The organism is Streptomyces camponoticapitis (assembly GCF_014646115.1).
In the GTDB taxonomy this organism is placed as follows: Bacteria; Actinomycetota; Actinomycetes; order Streptomycetales; family Streptomycetaceae; genus Streptomyces; species Streptomyces camponoticapitis.
The window spans coordinates 34,128-54,485 of record NZ_BMMV01000030.1 but is presented as its reverse complement, the minus strand read 5'-3'; the positions used below and the strand labels follow the sequence as shown (position 1 = coordinate 54,485).

The 20,358-nt window shown below is 71.2% G+C and carries 11 protein-coding genes; 4 read left to right on the top strand and 7 right to left on the bottom strand.

What is annotated here, in order from left to right; all coding sequences use genetic code 11:
• Positions 1-36 precede the first annotated feature (36 nt).
• The 4 genes from IEY79_RS32490 to IEY79_RS32475 all read left to right on the top strand — a co-directional run bounded on the left by IEY79_RS32490 (position 37) and on the right by IEY79_RS32475 (position 6,150).
• A complete protein-coding gene (locus IEY79_RS32490; RefSeq protein ID WP_373292671.1) occupies positions 37-1,437 on the top strand; it encodes an ABC transporter substrate-binding protein in 1,401 nt (466 codons plus the stop codon).
• Positions 1,438-1,441: 4 nt separating this feature from the next.
• The gene (locus IEY79_RS32485; protein ID WP_189111237.1) at positions 1,442-2,806 is read left to right on the top strand and encodes a carbohydrate ABC transporter permease; all 1,365 of its coding nucleotides are present in this window, start codon (positions 1,442-1,444) and stop codon (positions 2,804-2,806) included.
• Positions 2,803-3,720 carry a carbohydrate ABC transporter permease gene (locus IEY79_RS32480; protein ID WP_189111236.1) on the top strand — a complete coding sequence of 306 codons (918 nt, stop codon included), beginning with the start codon at positions 2,803-2,805 and terminating at the stop codon, positions 3,718-3,720. Before IEY79_RS32485 ends, IEY79_RS32480 begins: the two co-directional genes overlap by 4 nt.
• 138 nt (positions 3,721-3,858) lie before the next feature.
• Positions 3,859-6,150 (top strand): bifunctional glycosyltransferase/CDP-glycerol:glycerophosphate glycerophosphotransferase, encoded by a 2,292-nt coding sequence (locus IEY79_RS32475; protein ID WP_189111235.1) that lies wholly within the window; start codon positions 3,859-3,861, stop codon positions 6,148-6,150.
• A gap of 7 nt (positions 6,151-6,157) precedes the next feature.
• On the opposite strand, the gene rph is transcribed toward IEY79_RS32475, so the two are convergent.
• The 7 genes from rph to IEY79_RS32440 all read right to left on the bottom strand — a co-directional run bounded on the left by rph (position 6,158) and on the right by IEY79_RS32440 (position 20,189).
• The gene (gene rph / locus IEY79_RS32470) at positions 6,158-8,701 is read right to left on the bottom strand and encodes a rifamycin-inactivating phosphotransferase (protein ID WP_189111234.1); all 2,544 of its coding nucleotides are present in this window, start codon (positions 8,699-8,701) and stop codon (positions 6,158-6,160) included.
• Between the two features lie 167 nt (positions 8,702-8,868).
• Positions 8,869-10,035: a glycosyltransferase gene (locus IEY79_RS32465; RefSeq protein WP_229701318.1), complete on the bottom strand. Its 1,167-nt coding sequence runs from the start codon at positions 10,033-10,035 to the stop codon at positions 8,869-8,871.
• Entirely contained in the window at positions 10,032-12,965 is a 2,934-nt protein-coding gene (locus IEY79_RS32460) for a bifunctional glycosyltransferase/CDP-glycerol:glycerophosphate glycerophosphotransferase (RefSeq protein ID WP_189111233.1), read from the bottom strand. The genes IEY79_RS32465 and IEY79_RS32460 overlap by 4 nt, the downstream gene beginning before the upstream one ends.
• Entirely contained in the window at positions 12,962-16,558 is a 3,597-nt protein-coding gene (locus tag IEY79_RS32455) for a bifunctional glycosyltransferase/CDP-glycerol:glycerophosphate glycerophosphotransferase (RefSeq protein ID WP_189111232.1), read from the bottom strand. Before IEY79_RS32455 ends, IEY79_RS32460 begins: the two co-directional genes overlap by 4 nt.
• A gap of 101 nt (positions 16,559-16,659) precedes the next feature.
• A complete protein-coding gene (locus tag IEY79_RS32450; RefSeq protein ID WP_189111231.1) occupies positions 16,660-17,523 on the bottom strand; it encodes a TylF/MycF/NovP-related O-methyltransferase in 864 nt (287 codons plus the stop codon).
• 59 nt (positions 17,524-17,582) lie between these two features.
• Positions 17,583-18,380 carry a methyltransferase domain-containing protein gene (locus IEY79_RS32445; RefSeq protein ID WP_189111230.1) on the bottom strand — a complete coding sequence of 266 codons (798 nt, stop codon included), beginning with the start codon at positions 18,378-18,380 and terminating at the stop codon, positions 17,583-17,585.
• 192 nt (positions 18,381-18,572) lie between these two features.
• Complete coding sequence (locus IEY79_RS32440) at positions 18,573-20,189, bottom strand: glycosyltransferase family 4 protein (protein ID WP_189111229.1); 1,617 nt, start codon at positions 20,187-20,189, stop codon at positions 18,573-18,575.
• Positions 20,190-20,358: the final 169 nt, after the last annotated feature.

Here is a 20,358-nt window from a genome sequence, read left to right as displayed (position 1 = left end):
CAAGATCCGCACGCGCACGGGAGAGACGGGGCAGTCATGCGTACAACTCTTAATGGCCGCAAGGCGTTTGGAGCCGGAGCACCCTCAGCAGGCCGAGGTTCACACAGAGCGGCGGTGGCGGCCGTGGTCGTCGGCGCCGTGGTGCTCACCGGCTGCGGGGGCGGCTCCGATGACAAGGAGGACGGTGGCGGCGAGAGCAAGAAGCCCGCGGCCACGGTCGAACTGCCCAAGTTGGACGGCGAGAAGATCCAGGTCGCCGCGGTGTGGACCGGCCCGGAGCAGGCCAACTTCACCAAGGTCCTGGACGAGTTCGAGAAGCGGACCGGGGCGACGGTGACGTTCGTCCCCGCGCAGGACCCGATCGTCAACTTCCTCGGCACGAAGATCGCCGGCGGCAGCCCTCCCGATGTCGCGATGCTCCCGCAGGTCGGCGCGATCACGCAGGCCGTGGAGAAGAAGTGGGCCAAGCCCGCCGGCGCCGAGGCGAAGGCGCAGCTGGCGAAGAACTACAGCAAGGGCTGGCAGGACCTCGGCGCGGTCGACGGCGAGCAGTACGGCGTGTACTACAAGGCCGCCAACAAGTCGCTGGTCTGGTACAACAACACGGCCTTCGAGAACGCGGGCGCGGCCGAGCCCAAGACGTGGAAGGACTTCCTGACGACCGCCGACACGATCTCGGCGTCGGGTGTCACCCCGGTCTCCGTCGGCGGCGCCGACGGCTGGACGCTCACCGACTGGTTCGAGAACATCTATCTGTCGCAGGCCGGCCCGGACAAGTACGACCAGCTGGCCAAGCACGAGATCAAGTGGACCGACCCCTCGGTGGCCACCGCGCTGACGACGCTCGCCGAGCTGTGGGGCAAGCCCGCCCTGATCGCCGGCGGCGCGGACGGCGCGCTCCAGACCGAGTTCCCCGCCTCCGTCACCCAGACGTTCACCGGCGGTGACACGCCGAAGGCGGGCATGGTCTTCGCGGCCGACTTCGCGGGCGTCAACGTGACCGAGGCCGGCGCGAAGGTCGGGACGGACGCGAAGGTCTTCCCGTTCCCGGCCGTGGGCGCGGACTCCCCGGTGGTGACCGGTGGCGACGCGGCCGTGGCGCTGACGGACAGCAAGGGCGCGCAGGCGCTGCTGACCTTCCTGGCGTCCACGGACGCCGCTCAGATCCAGGCGGAGGCCGGCGGCTTCATCTCGCCGAACAAGGCCCTGGACGGCAAGGCGTACCCGAACGACGTGCAGCGTGACATCGCCAAGGCGCTCATCGACGCCGGTGACGACTTCCGCTTCGACATGTCGGACCAGATGCCGCAGTCGTTCGGCGGTACGCCCGGCAAGGGCGAGTGGAAGGCCCTCCAGGACTTCCTGAAGAACCCGAAGGACGTCAAGGGCGCTCAGCAGCAGCTGGAGTCGGACGCCGCCAAGGCCTTCAAGAGCTGACGCGGTGAAGTCGGCGACAACAGGGGGCGCCGGCACCGCGGTGCCGGCGCCCCCGTCCCCCGCCAAGGGGAAGCGCAAGAGCGTGACAGGCACACGTAAAGGCCTCGCGGTGGCGTTCCTGCTGCCCGCGCTGGTCCTGCTGGGCGCGCTCGTGGTCTACCCGATCGGGTTCTCCGTCTACAGGTCGTTCCTCGACCAGTCCGGCGACAACTTCGCGGGCTTCGACAACTATGTGGAGATATTCACCGAGGACACCATCCGGACCGCGATCAAGAACAACTTGATCTGGGTGGTGGTGGCCCCGACGGTCGCCACCGCACTCGGTCTGATCTTCGCCGTACTCACCGAACGGGTGCGCTGGGGAACGGCGTTCAAGCTGATCGTCTTCATGCCGATGGCGATCTCGATGCTCGCGTCGGGCATCATCTTCCGGCTGGTGTACGAGCAGGCTCCGGAGCGCGGCATCGCCAACGCCGTCGCCGTGGGCGTGCACGACACGTTCTCCGAATCGGCCGGCTACCCCAAGGCCCGTCCGCTGCCGGTGCATCCGCTGAAGGCGGGCGACGCCAAGGGCTCGTTCGTCACCAAGCAGCCGGTCACGGCGGGCACTCCGGCGCTGATCCCGCTGGTCGGTGTGCCGCCGGACAAGATGCCGTCCGACGCCGAGCCGGCCAAGACGGCCGGGAACGGCGGCGGCGAGATCACCGGCACCGCCTGGCTGGACTTCACCAAGGGCGGCGGCGGCAAGCCCAACGTCGTGGACTCCAAGGAACTCGGCCTGGGCGGCCTCAGGATCGAGGCGGTCAAGGACGGCAAGGTCGTCGCGTCGGCCACCGCGGCGTCCGACGGTACGTTCACCCTGCCGGCCTCGGCCGACGGAGCCGTGCTCCAGCTGCCCGAGTCCAACTTCAAGGAGCCGTACAACGGGGTGGACTGGCTCGGCCCCTCCCTCGTGACCCCAGCGATCATCGGCAGCTATCTGTGGATGTGGGCGGGCTTCGCGATGGTGCTGATCGGCGCCGGTCTGGCGAGCATGCCGCGTGAACTCCTGGAGGCGGCACGGGTCGACGGCGCGAACGAGTGGAACGTGTTCCGCCGGATCACCGTCCCGCTGCTCGCACCGGTCCTGGCCGTGGTCATGGTCACCCTGATGATCAATGTGCTGAAGATCTTCGACCTGGTACTGATCATCGCGCCAGGCTCCTCCCAGGACGACGCGAACGTGCTGGCGCTCCAGCTCTACCGCTCGTCGTTCGGCACGGACGCCAACGTCGGCGTGGGCAGCGCGATCGCCGTATTCCTCCTGCTGCTCGTGATCCCGGTGATGCTCTTCAACATTCGCCGGATGCAGAAGGAGAACCGCCGATGAGTACGACTGACACAGCGGTACAGGCGAAGCAGCCCCTGCCGGCCGGGACATCGGCCAAGCCGAAGCCGTCCCTGCCGGCCCGGATAGCGGCGAAGGCCGGCGGCGGAGTCGTCTCGGTCTTCCTCATCCTGGTCGCCCTCTTCTGGATGATGCCGACGATCGGTCTGCTGATCTCCTCGCTGCGCGGCTCCTCGGACATCGCGGCGAGCGGCTGGTGGGAGGTCTTCACCAAGCCGGCGCAGCTCACCACCGAGAACTACTCGGAGCTGCTGTCCAACGACATCATCACCAACTCCCTCTGGTCCACGGTGATGATCACGGTCCCGTCGACCGTGCTGGTCGTGGTGATCGGCTCACTCGCCGGCTACGCCTTCGCGTGGATGGACTTCCCCGGCCGCGACTGGTGGTTCATGCTCGTCGTCGGTCTGCTGGTGGTCCCGGTCCAGGTCGCGCTCATCCCGGTCTCCGAACTCTTCGGCGAGATCGGGATCTTCGAGACGACCTTCGGCGTCGTGATGTTCCACGTCGCCTTCGGACTCCCCTTCGCGATCTTCCTGTTGAGGAACTTCTTCGCGGAGATCCCACGGGAGCTCCTGGAGGCCGCGCGGCTCGACGGCGCGGGCGAGATCCGGCTGTTCACACGGGTCGTGATGCCGCTCGGCGGTCCCGCGATCGCGTCGCTCGGCATCTTCCAGTTCCTCTGGGTCTGGAACGACATGCTGGTGGCCCTGATCTTCGCGGACTCCGACTCCCCGCCGATCACGGTCGCCCTCCAGCAGCAGGTACGGCAGTTCGGCAACAACATCGATGTGCTGGCGCCCGGCGCCTTCCTCTCGATGATCATTCCGCTGGCGGTCTTCTTCCTGTTCCAGCGGCAGTTCGTCTCCGGGGTCATGGCGGGGGCGGTCAAGTAGGGCCGTATCGGCCACTCGTTCGACATGGAAGTACGCCAAAAGGGGCGGGCCGGTTCAACCACCGGCCCGCCCGGCGTATTTGTCCCCCGTATGCCACGTCTGGCGTAACCAGGTCACTCCATCGGCCGTTCCCGAGCCATGGCCCGGTTCAGCATCATCGTCCCCGCGTACAAGGTCCAGGCGTATTTGCAGGAGTGTCTGCGGTCGGTGCTCGACCAGAACTATGAGGATTTCGAACTCATCGCCGTGGACGACGGATCACCCGACGCCTGCGGGACAATTATCGACGAGACAGCCGCCGCCGACCCTCGCGTGGTCGCCGTTCACCTCCCGGAGAACGAGGGCCTCGGACCGGCCCGTAACGCCGGGATGGCCCATGCCACGGGCGACTATCTGATCTTCCTCGACGGTGACGACACCCTCACCCCGGGCGCTCTCCAGACGATCGCGGACCGGCTCAAGGAGACCGACGGGCCCGATGTCCTTGTCTACGACTACGCCCGTGCGTACTGGTCCGGGGAGGTCGTCAGGAACGTCCTCTCCGACCTGCTCGCCGAGAACGGCCCCGCGCCCTTCCGGCTCACCGACCGGCCGGGTCTGCTGAGGGTGCTGATGGTCGTCTGGAACAAGGCCTACAGCCGCGAGTACATCGCCCGGCAGGGCTTCAGCTTCCCGCCCGGCTACTACGAGGACACCCCCTGGACCTTCCCCGTCCTGATGGCCGCCGACTCGATCGCGACGCTCGACCGCGTCTGCGTGCACTACCGGCAGCGGCGCCAGGGCAACATCCTCTCCACCACCAGCCGCAAGCACTTCGACATCTTCGACCAGTACGACCGCGTCTTCGCCTTCATCGACTCACGGCCCGCGCTCGACGACTGGCGCCCCGTGCTGTTCCGGCGGATGCTCGACCACTTCTCCAAACTCGTCGCGGCCGGCGGGCGGCTGCCGCGCCGCAGCCGCCCCGAGTTCTTCCGCCGGGCCCGCGCCCACCACCGCCGGCACCGCACCCCGGGCTCCGCGCCGCTGCTGCGGGCCCGGCTGCGCCACACCCTGCTGCGGTTCGGCGCCCACCGCACGTACCGCGCCCTGTGGACGGCGCAGCACCTGCAACTCGGCGCCCACCGGATCGCCACGACGCTCGGCCGGGCCCTGCGCGCCGGGGCGCTGCAACTGCACTACCGGATCCAACGGTGCCTGCCGGTACGGGAGAACAGGGCGGTCTTCGCGGCGTACGACGGCCGGGGCTACGCCTGCAACCCGGCGGCCATCGAGGAGAAGGTCCGCGAACTCGCCCCGCACATCGCCACGTCGTGGATCGGGCGCGCCGAATACCACCACACCGTGCCCACCGCGACGCGCAAGCTGCGGCCGGGCAGCTTCGGCTACTGGACGGCGCTCGCCCGCGACAAGTACCTCGTCAACAACGTCAACTTCGACCCGCGCCTGGTCAAGCGCCCCCGTCAGATCCTCCTCCAGACGCACCACGGCACCCCGCTCAAATCCATGGGGCTGGACCTCCAGGACCACCCGGCCGCCGCGCGCCGCACCGAGTTCGACCGGCTCCTCGCGGGCGTCGACCAGTGGGACTACTCCCTCTCGGCGAACCGGCACTCCACCCTGGTCTGGGAGAAGGCGTATCCCGCCGGGCACACGGCGCTCGAATACGGCTATCCGCGCAACGACGTGTTCCAGCGGGCCACTTCGGCCGACGTCGCCCGGCTGCGGGAGTCCCTGGGCATCCCCGACGGCTTCACGGCCGTGCTGTACGCGCCCACGCATCGCGACTACCGGCGCACCCCGTACGTCCCGCTGGACCTGGAGCGGCTCGCCCAGGCGCTGGGCCCGCGCTTCGTGGTGCTGACCCGCGCCCACCACACGTACGAGGCCCCGCTGCCGCACGCCCCGCACCCGCGCATCATCGACGTCTCGGGCCATCACCGGGTCGAGTCGCTGTGCCTGGCCGCGGACGCGCTCATCACGGACTACTCGTCGCTGATGTTCGACTACGTGAACCTGGACCGGCCCGTGGTGATCCACATCAACGACTGGGAGGCCTACGAGGCGGCCCGCGGTACCTACTTCGACGTCCGCGCCTTTCCGCCTGGCGCGGTGGCGCGCGACGAGGACGACCTGATCGACATCTTCACCACGGACCACTGGCGCGGCTCCCGCTCGGCCCAGCTGCGTGCCGCCTTCCGGGCCCGGTTCTGCCCGTACGACGACGGTCTCGCGGCCGAGCGGGTGGTACGCCGGGTCTTCCTCGGTGAGACCGCGGGTCTGCCGGAGCCGGTCCCGCTGGAGAAGCGCACCCCGGCGCCCTCCCCGGTGTCGCTGCCGCAGCAGCGGCACGGGCGGAACGTGTCGGAGGTGCGGCGCTGCGGCATGTCCGGCGGGGCTCCGGCGGGTCGGCGCGGGCCGTCGGCGTAAGCGCGTGTCAGGGCAGGATCTCGACGTGGCCGTCGGTTCCGTGCACGCGGATCCGCTGCCCGTCCCGGATCAGCCGGGTGGCCCGCTCCACGCCCACGACGGCCGGCAGGCCGTACTCCCGGGCGATCACGGCGCCATGGGTCATCAGGCCGCCCACCTCCGTCACCAGGCCCGCGATTCCGACGAACAGCGGCGACCAGCTGGGGTCGGTGAAGGCCGTGACCAGGATGTCGCCCGCTTCGAGATCGGCCTCCGCCATGTCCAGGACGACGCGGGCCCGTCCCTCGACGGTCCCCGCGGAGACCGGCAGGCCGGCCAGGGCGCCGGCCGGCACGTCGTCACGCCGGTACGCCCCGGTGACGGCCTCACCGTCCGAGGTGAGCACCCTGGGCGGGATGAGCGCGTGGTACGACCGGAACGCGTCCTTGCGCCGCCGGACGAGCCCGTCGTCCACCTGGTGCGAGCGCGCGACCTCGTGGAGTTCCTGGAACGTGAGGTAGAAGATGTCCTCCTCCTCGGGAAGCACGCCGGCCCGCACGAGCCGCCCGGCCTCCGCCAGCAGGGCCCGCTTGTAGACGAAGTAGCGGCTGACGATGTCGTACTTCGGGTACTCCCGGTATCCGGCGAAGCTTCTGACCCGGTCGATCATCCGCTTGGTCTCGTCGGCTCTCCGGTCTCCGTCCGGCAGTGCCCGCAGGCGTGACAGGACATCCAGTTCCTTCTCCCGGGCCTTCCCCCGCCCCTGCTCGAAGCGGCGCCCGGCGGCGCCCGGCCGGAAGTTCCTGACGTTGTCGAGGATCACGGGCACAAGGGTGCCGGGGCGCTCGCGCCAGCGCGGCCTCGTGATGTCGATCTCGCCGACGCAGCGCATGCCGTACCGGTCGAGGTACGCCTCGATGGCGTCGCGCGCCTCCGTCCCGCCCGCGAGTTCGGCCAGCCCGCCCAGGAAGGCCTCGTCCTCGGCGTGCTCCACGCCCCGCAGGAAGGCCACCACCTCCGGGTGCGGACGGATCACGTCGGCGACGTCGGAGAGCGCGAGTCCCATCTCCGACGTGACGTTGCCGGAGGCCGAGAGCGTCAGGGTGTCGGCCGCGTTCTTCTCGCCGAGCCACTCCCGCAGCTTGTCGTTGAGCCACCACGTGGCCTCCATCCCCGCCATGATCGCCTGATGGCTCAGCGGATCACCGAGGACCCGCTTGTGCTCCTGGAAGGCCTCCAGCAGGAAGTCGAACAGCGCCGGTCCGGTCTTCGTCCGGATGTCGCGGTCCAGGGCGGCGACGGACGCCCGGCTCCGCCCGATCAGCTCGGTGACGATGGCCGGATCGGGCTCGGCCGGGGCGGACGCCCCACCGGCCGGCGGCCCGCCGGGTCCCGCGTCCGGGAGCGACGGGACGAAGCCGTCGCGGTCGAGGACGGTCTCCAGAGCGTCCCTGATCAGCGGATCGCCCTTCCCCATCGCGTCCAGGAGAGCGGCGCGGCTCGCGGGCGAGGCCAGGCGCCGGGTGACGTCCACGAACAGCCTCCCGCCGGCCTCGTGCATCGGCACCATGGCCGTCAGCTGCCACATGGAGAGCCCGAGGGGCTTCATGGGGTCGGTCATCATCTGCCCGTGACCGACGGAGACATAGACGTGATTCTCCTGGTCGCCGGCCTCGGGGACGGGGAACAGCGTCGTGATCGGCCGGCTCTGAACGATCTGGAAGCCGTCGTCCGCCAGGCACCATTCGATGTCCTGCGGGCGCCCGAAGCGCGCTTCGATCCGCCGCCCGAGCTCCACGAGCCGCAGGACCTGCGCATCCGTCAGCGCGGGCCGCTCCTGCCGCCGCGAGACCACCTCGACGACGGCTTCGCCGTCACGCACCTTGAAGACGTCCGGGTTCACCAGCCCGGAGACCAGGGCCTCGCCGAGACCGAAGCCCGCGTCCACGGTGGCGACCTTCCGGTCACCCGTGACGGGGTCGGCCGTGAACAGGACGCCGGACGCCCGCGGGAGGACCATCCGCTGCACGACCACGGCCATGTGGACCGTGCGGTGGTCGATGCCGTTCCGCCGCCGATAGATCACGGCCCGCTCGGTGAACAGCGAGGCCCAGCACCGGCTGACGTGCCGGAGGACCGCCGCCGCCCCCACGACGTTCAGGTACGTGTCCTGCTGACCGGCGAAGGAGGCCGTCGGCAGGTCCTCCGCCGTCGCGCTGGAGCGGACGGCGTACGCGGCCTCCTCACCGAGCCGGGCGAGCGCGCGGGTGATCTCCACCACGAGCTCATCCGGGACGGCGACCGCTTCGACGGTCCGGCGGATCCGCTCGCTGAGCGTTCGGATCGCCTCCCGGTCGTCCGGGTCCACGCGCGACAGCTGATCGAGCTGGTCGTCGATGAGCGGTGCTTCCGCCATGACCCGCCGGAAGGCGTCCGTCGTCACACAGAACCCACCCGGCACACGTATTTCGTCGATCCCCACCAGCGCACCGAGGTTCGCGCCCTTGCCACCGACGAGGGCGGCCCGCGTCCCGTCTACCTCTCGGAGATCCAACACGTACGGCTCCAGCACTTCCGCGCCCCCGTTTCCGCAGGTTGTGACATCGGCCGCCGATTCTGCGCCACCCCCCGGGCCTTGCCGCAAGCCCCCCGCCGCGCTATACGTTGAGAGTGGCAAGGAGAGATCTCTCCTTGCCATCGCCTTTTGCCGGGCCCGTCACCGCCGGACACCACCTGGGGCTACCGGTCGAGCAGATCGAACAACTCGTGCCAGCGGCGCAGGATCTCCGTCTCGGAGTAGCGCTGGACGTTCGCGCGGGCCCGGTCCCCCAGGGAGTCCCGCAGGCGGGGATTGCCCGTGAGCCGTAGCAGGCGGTCGGCGAGTGCGTCCGTGGCGCCCGGGGGTGCGAGGAGGCCGTCGGCGCCGTCCGTGATGATCTCCCGGACTCCCGGCGCGCAGTCGAACGCCGCGCACGGCAGGCCGCTCGCCATGGCCTCCATGAGGGCCAGTGGAAACCCCTCGCCCCGGGAGGACTGGACGAAGACCGAGCTCCCGGCGAGCGCGGCCGGCACGTCGTCGGTGGGGCCCATCCAGTCGACCGAACCGTCCAGCCCCAGCTCGGTGCACTGCTTCTTCAGTGCGGGCGCGTCCTGGCCCGCGCCGTAGACGCGCAGCCGCCAGTCGGGGCGCTCTCCGGTGACCATGGACCAGGTCTCCAGGAGCAGGTCGATGCCCTTCTGGTCGTCCAGTCGGCCGATGCTTGCGACGGTCTTCTCGGTGCGGGGCGAGGGGAGTTCGGGCAGGGAGCCGAGTGCGTTCGGCATGGCGCCGACGTTGTCGAAGCCCTCGGCGATCCAGGCGTCCGCGTCCTCCTGGGTGAGGGTGAGCCAGCGGTCGACGCGGGGGTAGCTGTTCTTGATCCAGCGGAAGCGGTGGCAGCGCTTGCTGTACTCGTACGACTCGTGGCTCATCCCGATCAGCCGCAGACCCGTGGTGTCGGCCTCCAGGACCCATTCCATCGGCCAGACCTGGGTGACGATCACCAGCGCGCCGGGCCCGGCCGCCCGGAAGATCTCCCCGAGACGTGCCACAGCCCGCCGCTTGTCGGCCACCCTGGCCGCCTCGCGGCGGCGGGCGCGCAGGTCGAAGCGGTCGAGTGGCGAGCGCGGCTGCCAGGGGGTCGGCGGGTGGGCGGGGTAGAGCGCGGTCACCGGGTAGGCGGGCGGCTCGGGGAGGGCGAGTTTCAGCTCGGCCTCGTGAATGCCGACGACCTGGACGCGGTGGCCGTTCGCGCCGAACAGACGGGCCATCTGGTGGGTCCAGGCGGTGACGCCGCCGAGGACGTCGGTGGCGTTGGCGAGGAGGATCAGCTCCCGGGGGACGGTGGCGAGCGCGGTGTCGGTCACCGGCGGGTCCTTCCTGCGAAGAGCACGTCCACGGCGGTACGCGCGGCCTGGCCGCTCTCGAAGCCGCCGAACTTCTGGGCGAAGCGCGCGCGGTCGGCCCGGTGGGCGGTGTCCGACGGCTTCAACTCGTCCATCGCCCGCAGCAGTTCGTCCTGCGTCTCGACCACCGGCCCGGGGGCTTCGGCGCGCAGGTCGAAGTAGCTGCCGCGCGCCGCCACGTACGCGTCCAGATCCGGTGCGAAGAAGATCATCGGCCGGTCCAGCAGGACGTAGTCGAACATGATCGACGAGTAGTCGGTGATCAACGCGTCGGCGAGGCAGAGCAGTTCACTGACGTCGTGGTAGCCGGACACGTCGATCACCGTGCCGGGCGGACAGACGGGCAGGACCGCGGACTCCAGATAGTGGGCCCGTACGAGCAGGACGTACTCGTCACCGAACCGCTGAGCGAACCGCCGCACGTCGAGCGGGAGTTGAACCGCACGGCCCTTCTTCGGCATCCCCCGGAAGGTCGGCGCGTACAGCACCACCTTGCGGTGGTCGGGGATCCCGAGGGCGGTCGCGAGCGCCGGGCGCGGGAATCGCCCCTGCGTCTCGTCGGTGGCGCGGGCGCGCACGAGCCGGTCGTTGCGCGGATAGCCGCAGCGCACGAGGGATTCGGCGGGCTGCCGGTAGTCGCGCGCGAGGGTCGTCACGTCGTGCTCGGACCGTACGAGGAAGTGGTCGAACCGGGCGAGAGCGGCGCTCAGCTTGTCCCGCTCGGAGGCGTTCTGCGCCTTGATCCGGCTCTCCGCGAAGCCCATGCGCTTGTACGCGGAGCCGTGCCAGGTCTGGAGGTAGGTGGTGCGGGGAGGCTTCCTCAGGTCGAGTGGGAAGCCCTGGTTGTCCACCCAGAACTGGGCGCGGGCCAGGGTCCACAGATAGCGCCAGGAGAGCCGCCGTACCAGCCGCACGTCTGTCGGGAAGCCGTCGGTGGACGAGGCGTACGACCAGGCGCAGCGCACCTTGCGGCGGCCCTGCGCGCGCAGTTCCTCGTACATGGCGCGCGGGCTGTCGCCGTAGCACTTGCCCATGTGGCTCTCGAAGACGACCGAGCCCTTGCGGACGGGGAGCCGGATCAGCAGCCGGTTGTAGACGCGGGCCTTGACGGAGCGGGCGGAGAGCCGGTCGAAACGCCGGCGCACCCCCTTGACCAGCCTCTTCAGCTTGCGGGCCGGGCGGAAGTGAGTGAGGTAGTGGAGGGCCGCCGCCGCGATCCGTCCGGGGCGGCGGCGCGCTTCGAGTTGCAGCGCGAGGTGGTGCTTGACCGTGACGTACGGCTTCCAGGTGTCGCCGAACAGCGGGCCCCGGCGTGGACGCGCCCGATAACTGCCCGCCGCCTCGACCCGGTCCCGCTCCAGGAAGAGCGGGCCGCTGGTGGTGCCGACCGGCGTGTGAAGGGCGAGGTGGGGGTCGCACACGCGGTCCCGCGTCCCGCCGACGCGCAGCAGCGCGCCGATCTCGACGGAGGCGCGCCAGCGTACGGCGTCGCCCTCGCGCCACACCTCGTCCACGGGTGCCCGGAACGCGCGCCGTCCGTCGCTGCCGCGTACCAGGAACTCCAGCGTGGCCGTCAACGAGGCGTCGGGGGCGAGCGGTTGGAGCGGCGCGGGGAGCCGTCCTTCGAGGACGAGCTTCTCGCCCTCCTGGCCGCAGTGGATGAGGTGGTTCATCAACGGGGTGCCGGCGAAGGGCCGGTACTGGTGGCCCAGCTCCGTGACGTCGAATGCCGCCCGTTCCCCGGGGTCGTCGGGCAACTCCGCGCGCCAGTACACCCGGCCGTCCCGCTCGGCGAGCGCCGAGGCTACGGTGTCGGGCCTGCCGAGCGCGTAGCCGGCGGCCAGTACGCCGTCGGCGTCGCCGTCGGCGAGGAGTTGGAGGCAGACCCGTTCCACCGGCGGCAGGCCGACCCGGAGCCCGGGGTCGGTCCGGGCGGCGGGCAGTGCGGCGACCAGGGCGGCGGCGCGGGCCCGCCCGTCGGCGTCCAGCTTCGGGAACTGCCTGGCGAGCGGGACGAGTTGGTCGGTGAGGAAGGCCCGGTCGCGGGCCTCGCGGAGGCCCGGGTCGTTGCGGAGCAGGGGCAGTTCGGCGACGCGTACGTGCGCGGCGAGCTGTCCTTCCAGCGCGCCGGCCGGGTCGTGGGCCGCCCGGCCGCTGACGACCAGGTTGGGGACGAGCGCGATCCGGCGTGCGGCGGCGGCCAGTTCGGCGCCGAACAGGATCTCGGCGCGGTCCAGGTCCTCGGCGTAACGCAGGCCCGCCCGGTCGAGGAGGGCGGTGCTCACACAGAATCCGGTCACCAGGGCGTCGGCGACGACGAGTTCGGGGGCGTCGGCCAGATCGTCGACGGTGCGGGAGCGCGCGTACAGCTCGCTCTCGACGATCCGGGCCGGTGGCTGCTCCTTGACGCGGCGGCCCGCGCGCGGGGTCCACCGGCCGGCCACGAGTTCGGCGCCGGAGCGTTCCGCGGCCTCCCACAGATTCCGGCAGGCATCCCGCTGGAGGCGCTCGCCCTCGCCGAGCACGGTGACGTACCGGCCTCGCGCCTGGTCCAGGCCGTGGTTGCGCAGCACGGCGGTGGTGGGGGTCTCGGCCCCCGAGGTGACGACCCTGACGCGGGCGGGGTCGAGCGCGGCGAGTTCGTCGGCCACGGCGCGTACGTCCTCGGCGGCCGACTCGGCGTCGGCGAACCCCGCCGCGGCGGCCCGCTCGCCACTGCCCGGCCCACTGTCGGCGGGGCCGGTGCCCGGCGGACCCGCGACCGTCAGACCGAGCACGACGACCGCCTCGGTGGCGCGCATCGTCTGCGCGACGACGGACTCCACCGACCTGCGCAGCGCGTGCGCGTCCCGTCCGGCGGTGACGACACAGCTGATCTCGACCGCGCTCATGCGCCGCCCCCCACGGGCATCAGGTCCGCGACACGGGCGGCGGCGGTGCCGTCGTCCAGATCGCAGAAGGTCTCCCGGAACCGGTCGTACGCGTCGGTGGGCACCCGGGACTCCGGGGCGCGCAGGGCAGCCACGAGCGCGGCGGTGTCGGCGACGACCGGCCCAGGCGCCGCGGACTCGAAGTCGAAGTAGAAGCCGCGCAGGGTGTCCCGGTAGTGCTCCAGGTCGTACGCGTGGAAGTACATCGGCCGGCCCGTCTGCGCGAAGTCGAACATCAGCGACGAGTAGTCGGTGACCAGGGCGTCGCTGATCAGCATCAGCTCGGCGACATCCGGGTAACGGGACACGTCCCGTACGAAGCCGGTGGCGCCGCGCCCCGCGCCCGGGACCGAACCGCCCACCAGATAGTGGCGGCGCACCAGCAGGACATGGTCGTCCGCCAGTTCCCGCGCGGCCAGTTCCAGATCGAGCCGGAGGTCGAGCCCGTAGCGGCCGCCCTTTCTGGGCTGGTCCTCGCGCCAGGTCGGCGCGTAGAGGATCACCCGCTTGTCCTCGGGAATCCCGAGGTGTTCGCGCAGGGCTGCGGCGACCTTGCCCCGGTCGGACGCGTACAGCAGGTCGTTGCGCGGATAACCGCACTCCAGGACCGTGCCCTCGTATCCGAAGGCGCGGCGCATGATCGGGGTGGAGAAGCTGTTGGGCGAGACGAGCACGCTCCACTGCGCGGCCCGCCCCGGCAGGGACGCGATGTACGCCTCGTCGGCGTGGGCGGTGCCCGTCAGGTCGCGGCCGATGCGCTTGAGCGGGGTGCCGTGCCAGGTCTGGACGACGTGCTGGCCCTCCGCCCGCTCGAACCACTGCGGCAACTGGGTGTTGGTGACGACGCACCGGCTGCGGGCCAGCGCCTCGTACCAGTCGGCACTGTGCAGTTCGACGGCGCGCACGTCCCGTGGCAGGGCCACCTGCCGGTCGCGTACGACCCACAGATGCTCCACGGGGGCCCGTCGGCGCACCAGTTCCTCGTGGACGGCGCGTGGCGAGTCGGAGTACTGCCTGCCGTCGAAGCTGCTGTAGAGAACGGCGTCCCGCATCGGGCCCGCCGCACGGGACTCGGCGTAGACGCGGCGCAGCCGCTGCTGCCGGTAGGCGCCCCGGTCCTGCTCCGGGAGCACGGACCCGGAGTGCAGCTGGAGCATGTCCTGCTGGTGCCTGTCCAGGGTGAACTCCCGGCCGTCCAGGGTCCGTACGAGCGGCAGCGTCTGGTGCCGCGAGGGCTGGATCCGGACGGGGGTGTAGCTCTCCGGGTCGCTCTCGCCCGGCTCGCGGACGTACAACAGCCATCGCCCCTCGGGCAGTTGGCGCACGCCGTTCAGTCCCTCGACGGCGCCGGGCAGCAGGGCTGTCCGGAACCGGCCGTCCGGGAGGATACGGACCGGGAAGACGTTCTCCTCGCGGTGGCCGGTGTGCCGCAGTACCAACTCGGCCTCCCGCATGGAGGGTTGGCTGCCTTCCAGGACCAGCTCGCCGTCCGCCGCCCAGTCGAGCGTGTCGGCCACCGGCTGCTCGGTCTGGTCGCTGAGGACGAGATCGCCCGCCGCGTTGGCGGTGACGTACAGCTCGCGGCCGTCGCCGAGGCCGTAGTGGCCGGGCGGGACGGCGCCCCGGGCGGCCACGGCGAAGCGGCTGCCGTTGGCGCGTACGAGATGGACGCCCCAGGGCACGGTGGACCGCCCTCGCGCCGCGGGGTCGCCGAAGACCGACAGTGGGACGTCGGCGCTGAAGGTGCCGTCCGCGAGGCGCAGCGGGAACTCGTGGACGTCCTTGGTGTACCAGTTCTGGACGGCCAGCGCGCTCGGCGGGCTGCTCGTGGCGTGGAGCAGCCCCTCGATCCGTACGGCGCCGTCCGTCGCGTCGGTGCCCGGGTCCGCTGCCGCGTCGGTGCCCGGGTCCGCCGCCGTGTCGGTGGCGCCGTCGGCCGTCGTGTGGCGGCCGTGGGCGGTGAGCAGGGCGCGTACGGGCTCGACGCGCAGTTCGAGCTTGTTGCCGGAGAGCGTGGGCACGACGCGCGTGGTGTCGTCCACGTAGTGCACGGCCGGTACGGCGGGCGCCGCGGCCGACCCGGTGAGCCGCAGCGGCGCCCGGCGCAGCCGCCCCGCCCCGAACACCCCCATCTCCACCTTCCACACGGTCCGCGACGATCGCGCACGAGAGGCCTCCGCCTTCGCGAGCCGGCCCGGGTCGACCACGGTCTCGAACCCGGCCCAGTCGTAGGCGTGCAGTCCCTGCCTGGACTCGTACGTCGCCGCCGGCATCCGCACGGTGCGCGTCCGCAGCGGCAGCACACGCCGCTTCCCGGTGCGCAGCCAGGCGACCTTGACGGACTTGCGGCGCGCGTCGGCCGGCACGTTGCGTACGTACGCGTAGCCCTTGAGGTGCAGTCGCCCGTCGCGCCATACGGCCTCGGTGAGATGCGAGGTCACCGGCAGCTCCTTGGGCCTGAGGGTGGCGACGGCCCTGGGCAGACCGCCGGTGAGCACCGGGTACTCGGCGCGGGACCTGCGCAGCCCCCGGACGCCGAAGGCCCCGGGGTCGGCCTTCTCGTGGGCCAGCAGCGCGAGGAGTTCGGGCATCCGGCGTTCCCGGATCAGATGCCACTTGACGCGCAGATGCAGCGGCAGGGCGTCGAGGACACTCTCGTCGACCGTCTCGGCGAAGGCGTTGGCGTGGTCGAGGAAAGCCGTGTGGAACGCGGCGTCGCCGTCGGGCAGCGCCTCGATGAAGAGCCACAGATCGCCGGAGAGGACGTGCTGGTGGTAACGGCGCCGGGCGTCGGCCCAGTCGATGCCGCCGCCCGAGTCCGTACGCCGCTGTCCGGCGAGGAAGTCGCTCACCGACGTCACGGCGGTGACCCGGTCCCGGATCCCCCTCGGCACGGCGCGCTTCGCCGTGATCGAGCCGTCCCTGGTGCGCCAGTGGTAGACGGGGGCGGACAGCACGTCCACGCCGCTCGCCAGGAAGTACGCGGGGAGCACGACGGCGATGTCCTCGTACAGCACCCCGGAGGGGAAGGCGAAGCCGTGCCGGTCCCAGAAGGACTTCCGGAACACCTTGTTGCAGGCGATACGGTCCCCGAGCAGCACCCAGTCGCGGGTGATCCGCGTCCCGGAGCGCTCCGTCGCCATCGGCTTGCGGAACATGGGCGCCTGTACGAGCGAGCCGCCGGGACCGAGCCTGAGGACATTGCCGGTCGCGAAGTCGGAGCCGGAGGCGTCGAGCGCCGCGAGCATCCGTTCGTACGCGTCGTCCGGTACGACGTCGTCGCTGTCGACGAAGGAGAGGAACTCCCCCCGGGCGCGGCTCACTCCGGTGTTGCGCGCCGCGCCGAGCCCGGCGTTCTCCTGCTCGACCAGCCGGAAACGCTCGTCCCGTTCGGCGAACCGTCTCGCGATCCGTGCGCTCCCGTCCGTGGATCCGTCGTTCACCATGACGATCTCGGAGTCGGCCATCGTCTGTCCGGCCAGTGACCGTAGGCAGTCGTCGAGATACTCCTCCACGTTGTAGATGGGCACGACGACGGTGAGGCGGGGGGTCATGCGTGGTGCACGGTCCTTCCGAACTTCCGGACTTCCGAACTCAGAACAGCGGTGGATTCGCGGCGGGTTCGCGGTCGTTCCGCGACGGGCTCGCGGTGGATTCAGGGCTTGACCGCGATCCGGCCCTCGTCCATGCGCAGCATGAGCAGCCGCTCGCCCGTCTTCTCCAGGAACTCGTCCACGGCCTGGCGGGAGCCCTGCCAGTAGCCGTAGTCGTCGATGAGCAGCACACCGCCGCTCACCAACCGGGGGTAGAGAAACTCCAGTTCATGCTTGGTGGAGGCGTACCAGTCGGTGTCCAGGCGCAGGATCGAGATCTGCTCCGGCGCCTGCTGCGGCACGGTGTCCTCGACCAAGCCCTGCACGTAGTGCACCCGCTCGCCGGGGTAGGGCACCCGCTCGAAGCCCGCCTGTACGTCCTCCAGCGAGGCGATGGCCCAGATCGGCCGGTCCTTGCCCTGCGCCGCGAGCAGTTCCTCGGCGGACTTGCCGTCGCGCCGCAGGTCCTCGGCGGTGGGCGGCGGCATTCCCTCGAAGGTGTCGAAGAGATGCAGGCCGCGGTCGGTCTCGCCGAGGGCGAGCAGCGTCTTGGCGCAGGCCTGCATCGAGCCCCCGCGCCAGACTCCGCACTCGACGATGTCACCGGGGATGTTGTGCCGTACGACATGGCGGGTGGCGAGGATGAAGGCGTTGAGCCGCTCCGGGGAGGTCATCGTGTACGGCTTGACCGCGCGGATGATCGACTTCGCCTCGTCGTCGTAGTCGGCGGGGAGCGCCGCCGCCTTGGGCTTCGGCTTGGGCTGCGCCGGTGCCTGTGTCTCGGCCTTCGCGGTGGCCGGCCGGGCCGGCGCCGGTACGGCGGCGGGCGCCGACGTCGCCGACCGCGGGGCGGGGACCGGGATCCGCCTGAGCTGATATCCGGTGAGCTTTTCGAGTGCGCCGTTCACTGCGCTTCGCCATGCCATGCCGACGGACGGTACGCGCAGAACTCCGTGGATGTCACCTTTCGTCAACTCCCGCTAGGTTATGCCTCTTTCGTGTGCGTCTTGGCTGTTACGGGCTGCGCGGCTCCGGGCTCTGCCTCCGGTGACGGCGCGGGTACGAGGGGGGCGACGGGCGCGACGGGGGCCTTGGCGGGGGCGCCCCGGCCGCAGCGGTCGCGACCGGCGACGGGCTCGGGCAGCGGGACGGAGCCGACGCCGCCGACGCGGTTGGCGTACCGGACGGTCAGTTCACGTACCGCGTACTCCCACACCCGCCGCCTCGGCCGGCGCGGCCTGCGGAACACCCCGACCGAGTCGCCCCAGTAGGCGCGCTTGCCGTCGATGGCGGCGTAGTCGAAGCGGATGCCCTTCATCGGCGGGAAGTCCGTGTATGCCTCGGCCAGTTCGAGCCCGGCGAAGGCGGCCATGGCCCTGAACCCGTCGGGGTAGTACCGCCAGCAGTCCTGGGCGTCGTGCGCATGGCCGCGCGAGGGCGCGGTGACGAACGCCAGCCCGCCGGGCCGCAGGACGCGCGAGATCTCCATCATCGACGCCCAGAAGAACGGGATGTGCTCGAAGGCCTGGCCGGAGAGCACGAAGTCGGCGGTCCGGGACCGTACCGGAATGCGGTACGGCCGGGGCATCACGATGTCGACGTTGGGACCGTCGAGCACGTCGACGCCGATGTACTCGACATCACGCCCGTCGAGCAGACCCCGGTGGGTGAGGGACTGGTTGGGCGAGATGCGCGAGCCCAGGTCGACCACCCGGTGGCGGCCGGACGCGGGCATGTACTCCTTGACGCAGAGCTCCATCTGCTCGTACGCGGACTTGTGCACGGTGACTCACTTTCCATCCGGCTCGTTGGGTGCGGCGCTCCCCCGACGCCGGTGATGTCTCGTCTCCCGACGTTCGAGGACATCAACGCCCGTACGGCCGTATGGTCACGTGGTCGACGCGTCGGCCCGACCGGTTCCTTCGCGAACGCGCGCGCCCGGCAGGTCGGTTCGCGAACGCGCGGTCCCGGCAGGTCAGTTCGCGGTCGCCCCCGCCGGGTCGCCCGGCTCCGTCTCCTCCCCGGGACCCGGCCGCCCGCCGGGCGTCTGCCCGCCGCCCTGCGCCGGTTCGCCCACCGCCGGTGTGCCCAGGGCCGCTCCGCCCAGCGGGACGGTCGCGGCGACCGTCGCCTCCGCAGGGGCCGCCAGGAGCCTCCGGTAGACCCCGTCGAGGATGTCGGCCTGCGCCTCCCAGGTCCACTGCGCCAGCAGTCCCGGACGGTCGTACGCCTTGCGGTAGGCGGCCGGGTCGTCGAGCACGGCCAGCGCGGCCCGTACGAAGTCGGCCGTGTCCTCGGCGCGGAACACCTCACCCTGCCCGGTCTCACGTACTTTCGCGGCCATGGTGCGCACGTCGCTGACGACGATGGGCAGCCGCGCGTGCGCGTACTCCATGAACTTGGTGATCAGGGCGAGTTCATGGTTCGGCCAGTGGTGGATCGGGATGACGCCGATGTCGGCGGGGGCCAGGAAAGGCGCGATCTGCCAGTGCGGTACGTACGGCAGCGGGTGGACGCGGTCGGCGACGCCGAGCTCCGCCGCGTGGTCCAGCACCTTGCGTACGACCCACCCGTCGGGCGCGGGGACGATGAGCGCCGCGTGCGCGCCCGGCAGTTGGGGCAGGGCCTCGATGAGGGTGGCGAGTCCGCGCTGCGGGGCGAGGGCGCCGCTGTAGACCAGCAGTGGCGTGGCGGCGTCGATGCCGCACAACTCCCGGAGATCCGGGACGGGTTCATGGGCCCGCTCGGCGGGCGGGCCGCCCTCGGGGGCGTTGAGCACGACGACGGGCATCCGGGGCAGCCGGTGCTCCTTGTGCAGCAGCTCGGCCAGCGTCTGGGAGACGGTGACGACGGCGTCCGCGCACCGCCCGTACTCCCGCTCGTGCGCGACATGGGCGGGCATCCAACGCCGGTAGCCGGCCCGCGGTTTGATGCCCGGCAGATACTCGTGCGCGTCCCACACGAGTTTCACGGTCCGGCCTCTGCCCCGCGCGCGGTGCACGGCACGGGCGGCGACTCCGATCATCCGGAAGTCGTTGGCGTGGATGAGGTCGGGTTCCAGTGCGTCGACGACGGGGCCGAAGGCGAACTCGTAGTCCCACAGGTACGGTTCGAGTCTGCGCCAGCAGCGGTCGCCGAGCAGCGCGCGCCACATGGCCGTACGGAGCCGCTCGGGGAGCGAGTCCGGGTTGCGTCTGCCCTCCACCAGGGCGAGTTGGCGGTGCCGGAAGCCGACCCAGCGGGCCAGGATCCGGGCCGCCGTACGCCGGATCAGGAATCTCCGGCCCTCGGCGGACCTGCGGGCCAGCAGATCGGCGCGCCAGGCCTTGACCCACTGTTTGCGGTGGTGGGCGATGCCACCGCGCCGGTAGGCGAAGAGCCGGGGCAGAACGACTCTGCGGTAGTCCCTGCGGCGTTTGGCGAGGGTCATCACGACGGGGACCAGGTGGACTTCGGCGCCTCCGATGGTCCAGCGGTGCCGGTCGCGGTCCGGGGACTGGCCGAGCAGCACCACGTCCCAGCCGGCCTCGGCCATGGAGCGGGCGGCCTTCTGCACACGGGAGTCGCCGTTGACCGCGTTGTCGACGAGCATGACGACCCGCCCCCGGCCACGTCTCCGGGGGCTCGCGGGGACGGGCTCCCGGGGCCGCCCGGAATCTGGTGTGGAAGCGACCGTCATGGCGCCCGTCCTTCGGCTCGTCCTCGCGCGCTCGGCTTCGCGCCCGTCTTCGCGGAGGGACCTGCCCTGGTCCGCCCCACCG

What these genes read in the sequence shown, in the direction of transcription:
- IEY79_RS32490 (WP_373292671.1), top strand. Translation starts at nt 37, where the DNA reads ATGCGTACAACTCTTAATGGCCGCAAGGCGTTTGGAGCCGGAGCACCC.
- IEY79_RS32480 (WP_189111236.1), top strand. Translation starts at nt 2,803, where the DNA reads ATGAGTACGACTGACACAGCGGTACAGGCGAAGCAGCCCCTGCCGGCC.
- IEY79_RS32475 (WP_189111235.1), top strand. Translation starts at nt 3,859, where the DNA reads ATGGCCCGGTTCAGCATCATCGTCCCCGCGTACAAGGTCCAGGCGTAT.
- IEY79_RS32460 (WP_189111233.1), bottom strand. Translation starts at nt 12,965, where the DNA reads ATGAGCGCGGTCGAGATCAGCTGTGTCGTCACCGCCGGACGGGACGCG.
- IEY79_RS32455 (WP_189111232.1), bottom strand. Translation starts at nt 16,558, where the DNA reads ATGACCCCCCGCCTCACCGTCGTCGTGCCCATCTACAACGTGGAGGAG.
- IEY79_RS32450 (WP_189111231.1), bottom strand. Translation starts at nt 17,523, where the DNA reads ATGGCATGGCGAAGCGCAGTGAACGGCGCACTCGAAAAGCTCACCGGA.
- IEY79_RS32440 (WP_189111229.1), bottom strand. Translation starts at nt 20,189, where the DNA reads ATGCTCGTCGACAACGCGGTCAACGGCGACTCCCGTGTGCAGAAGGCC.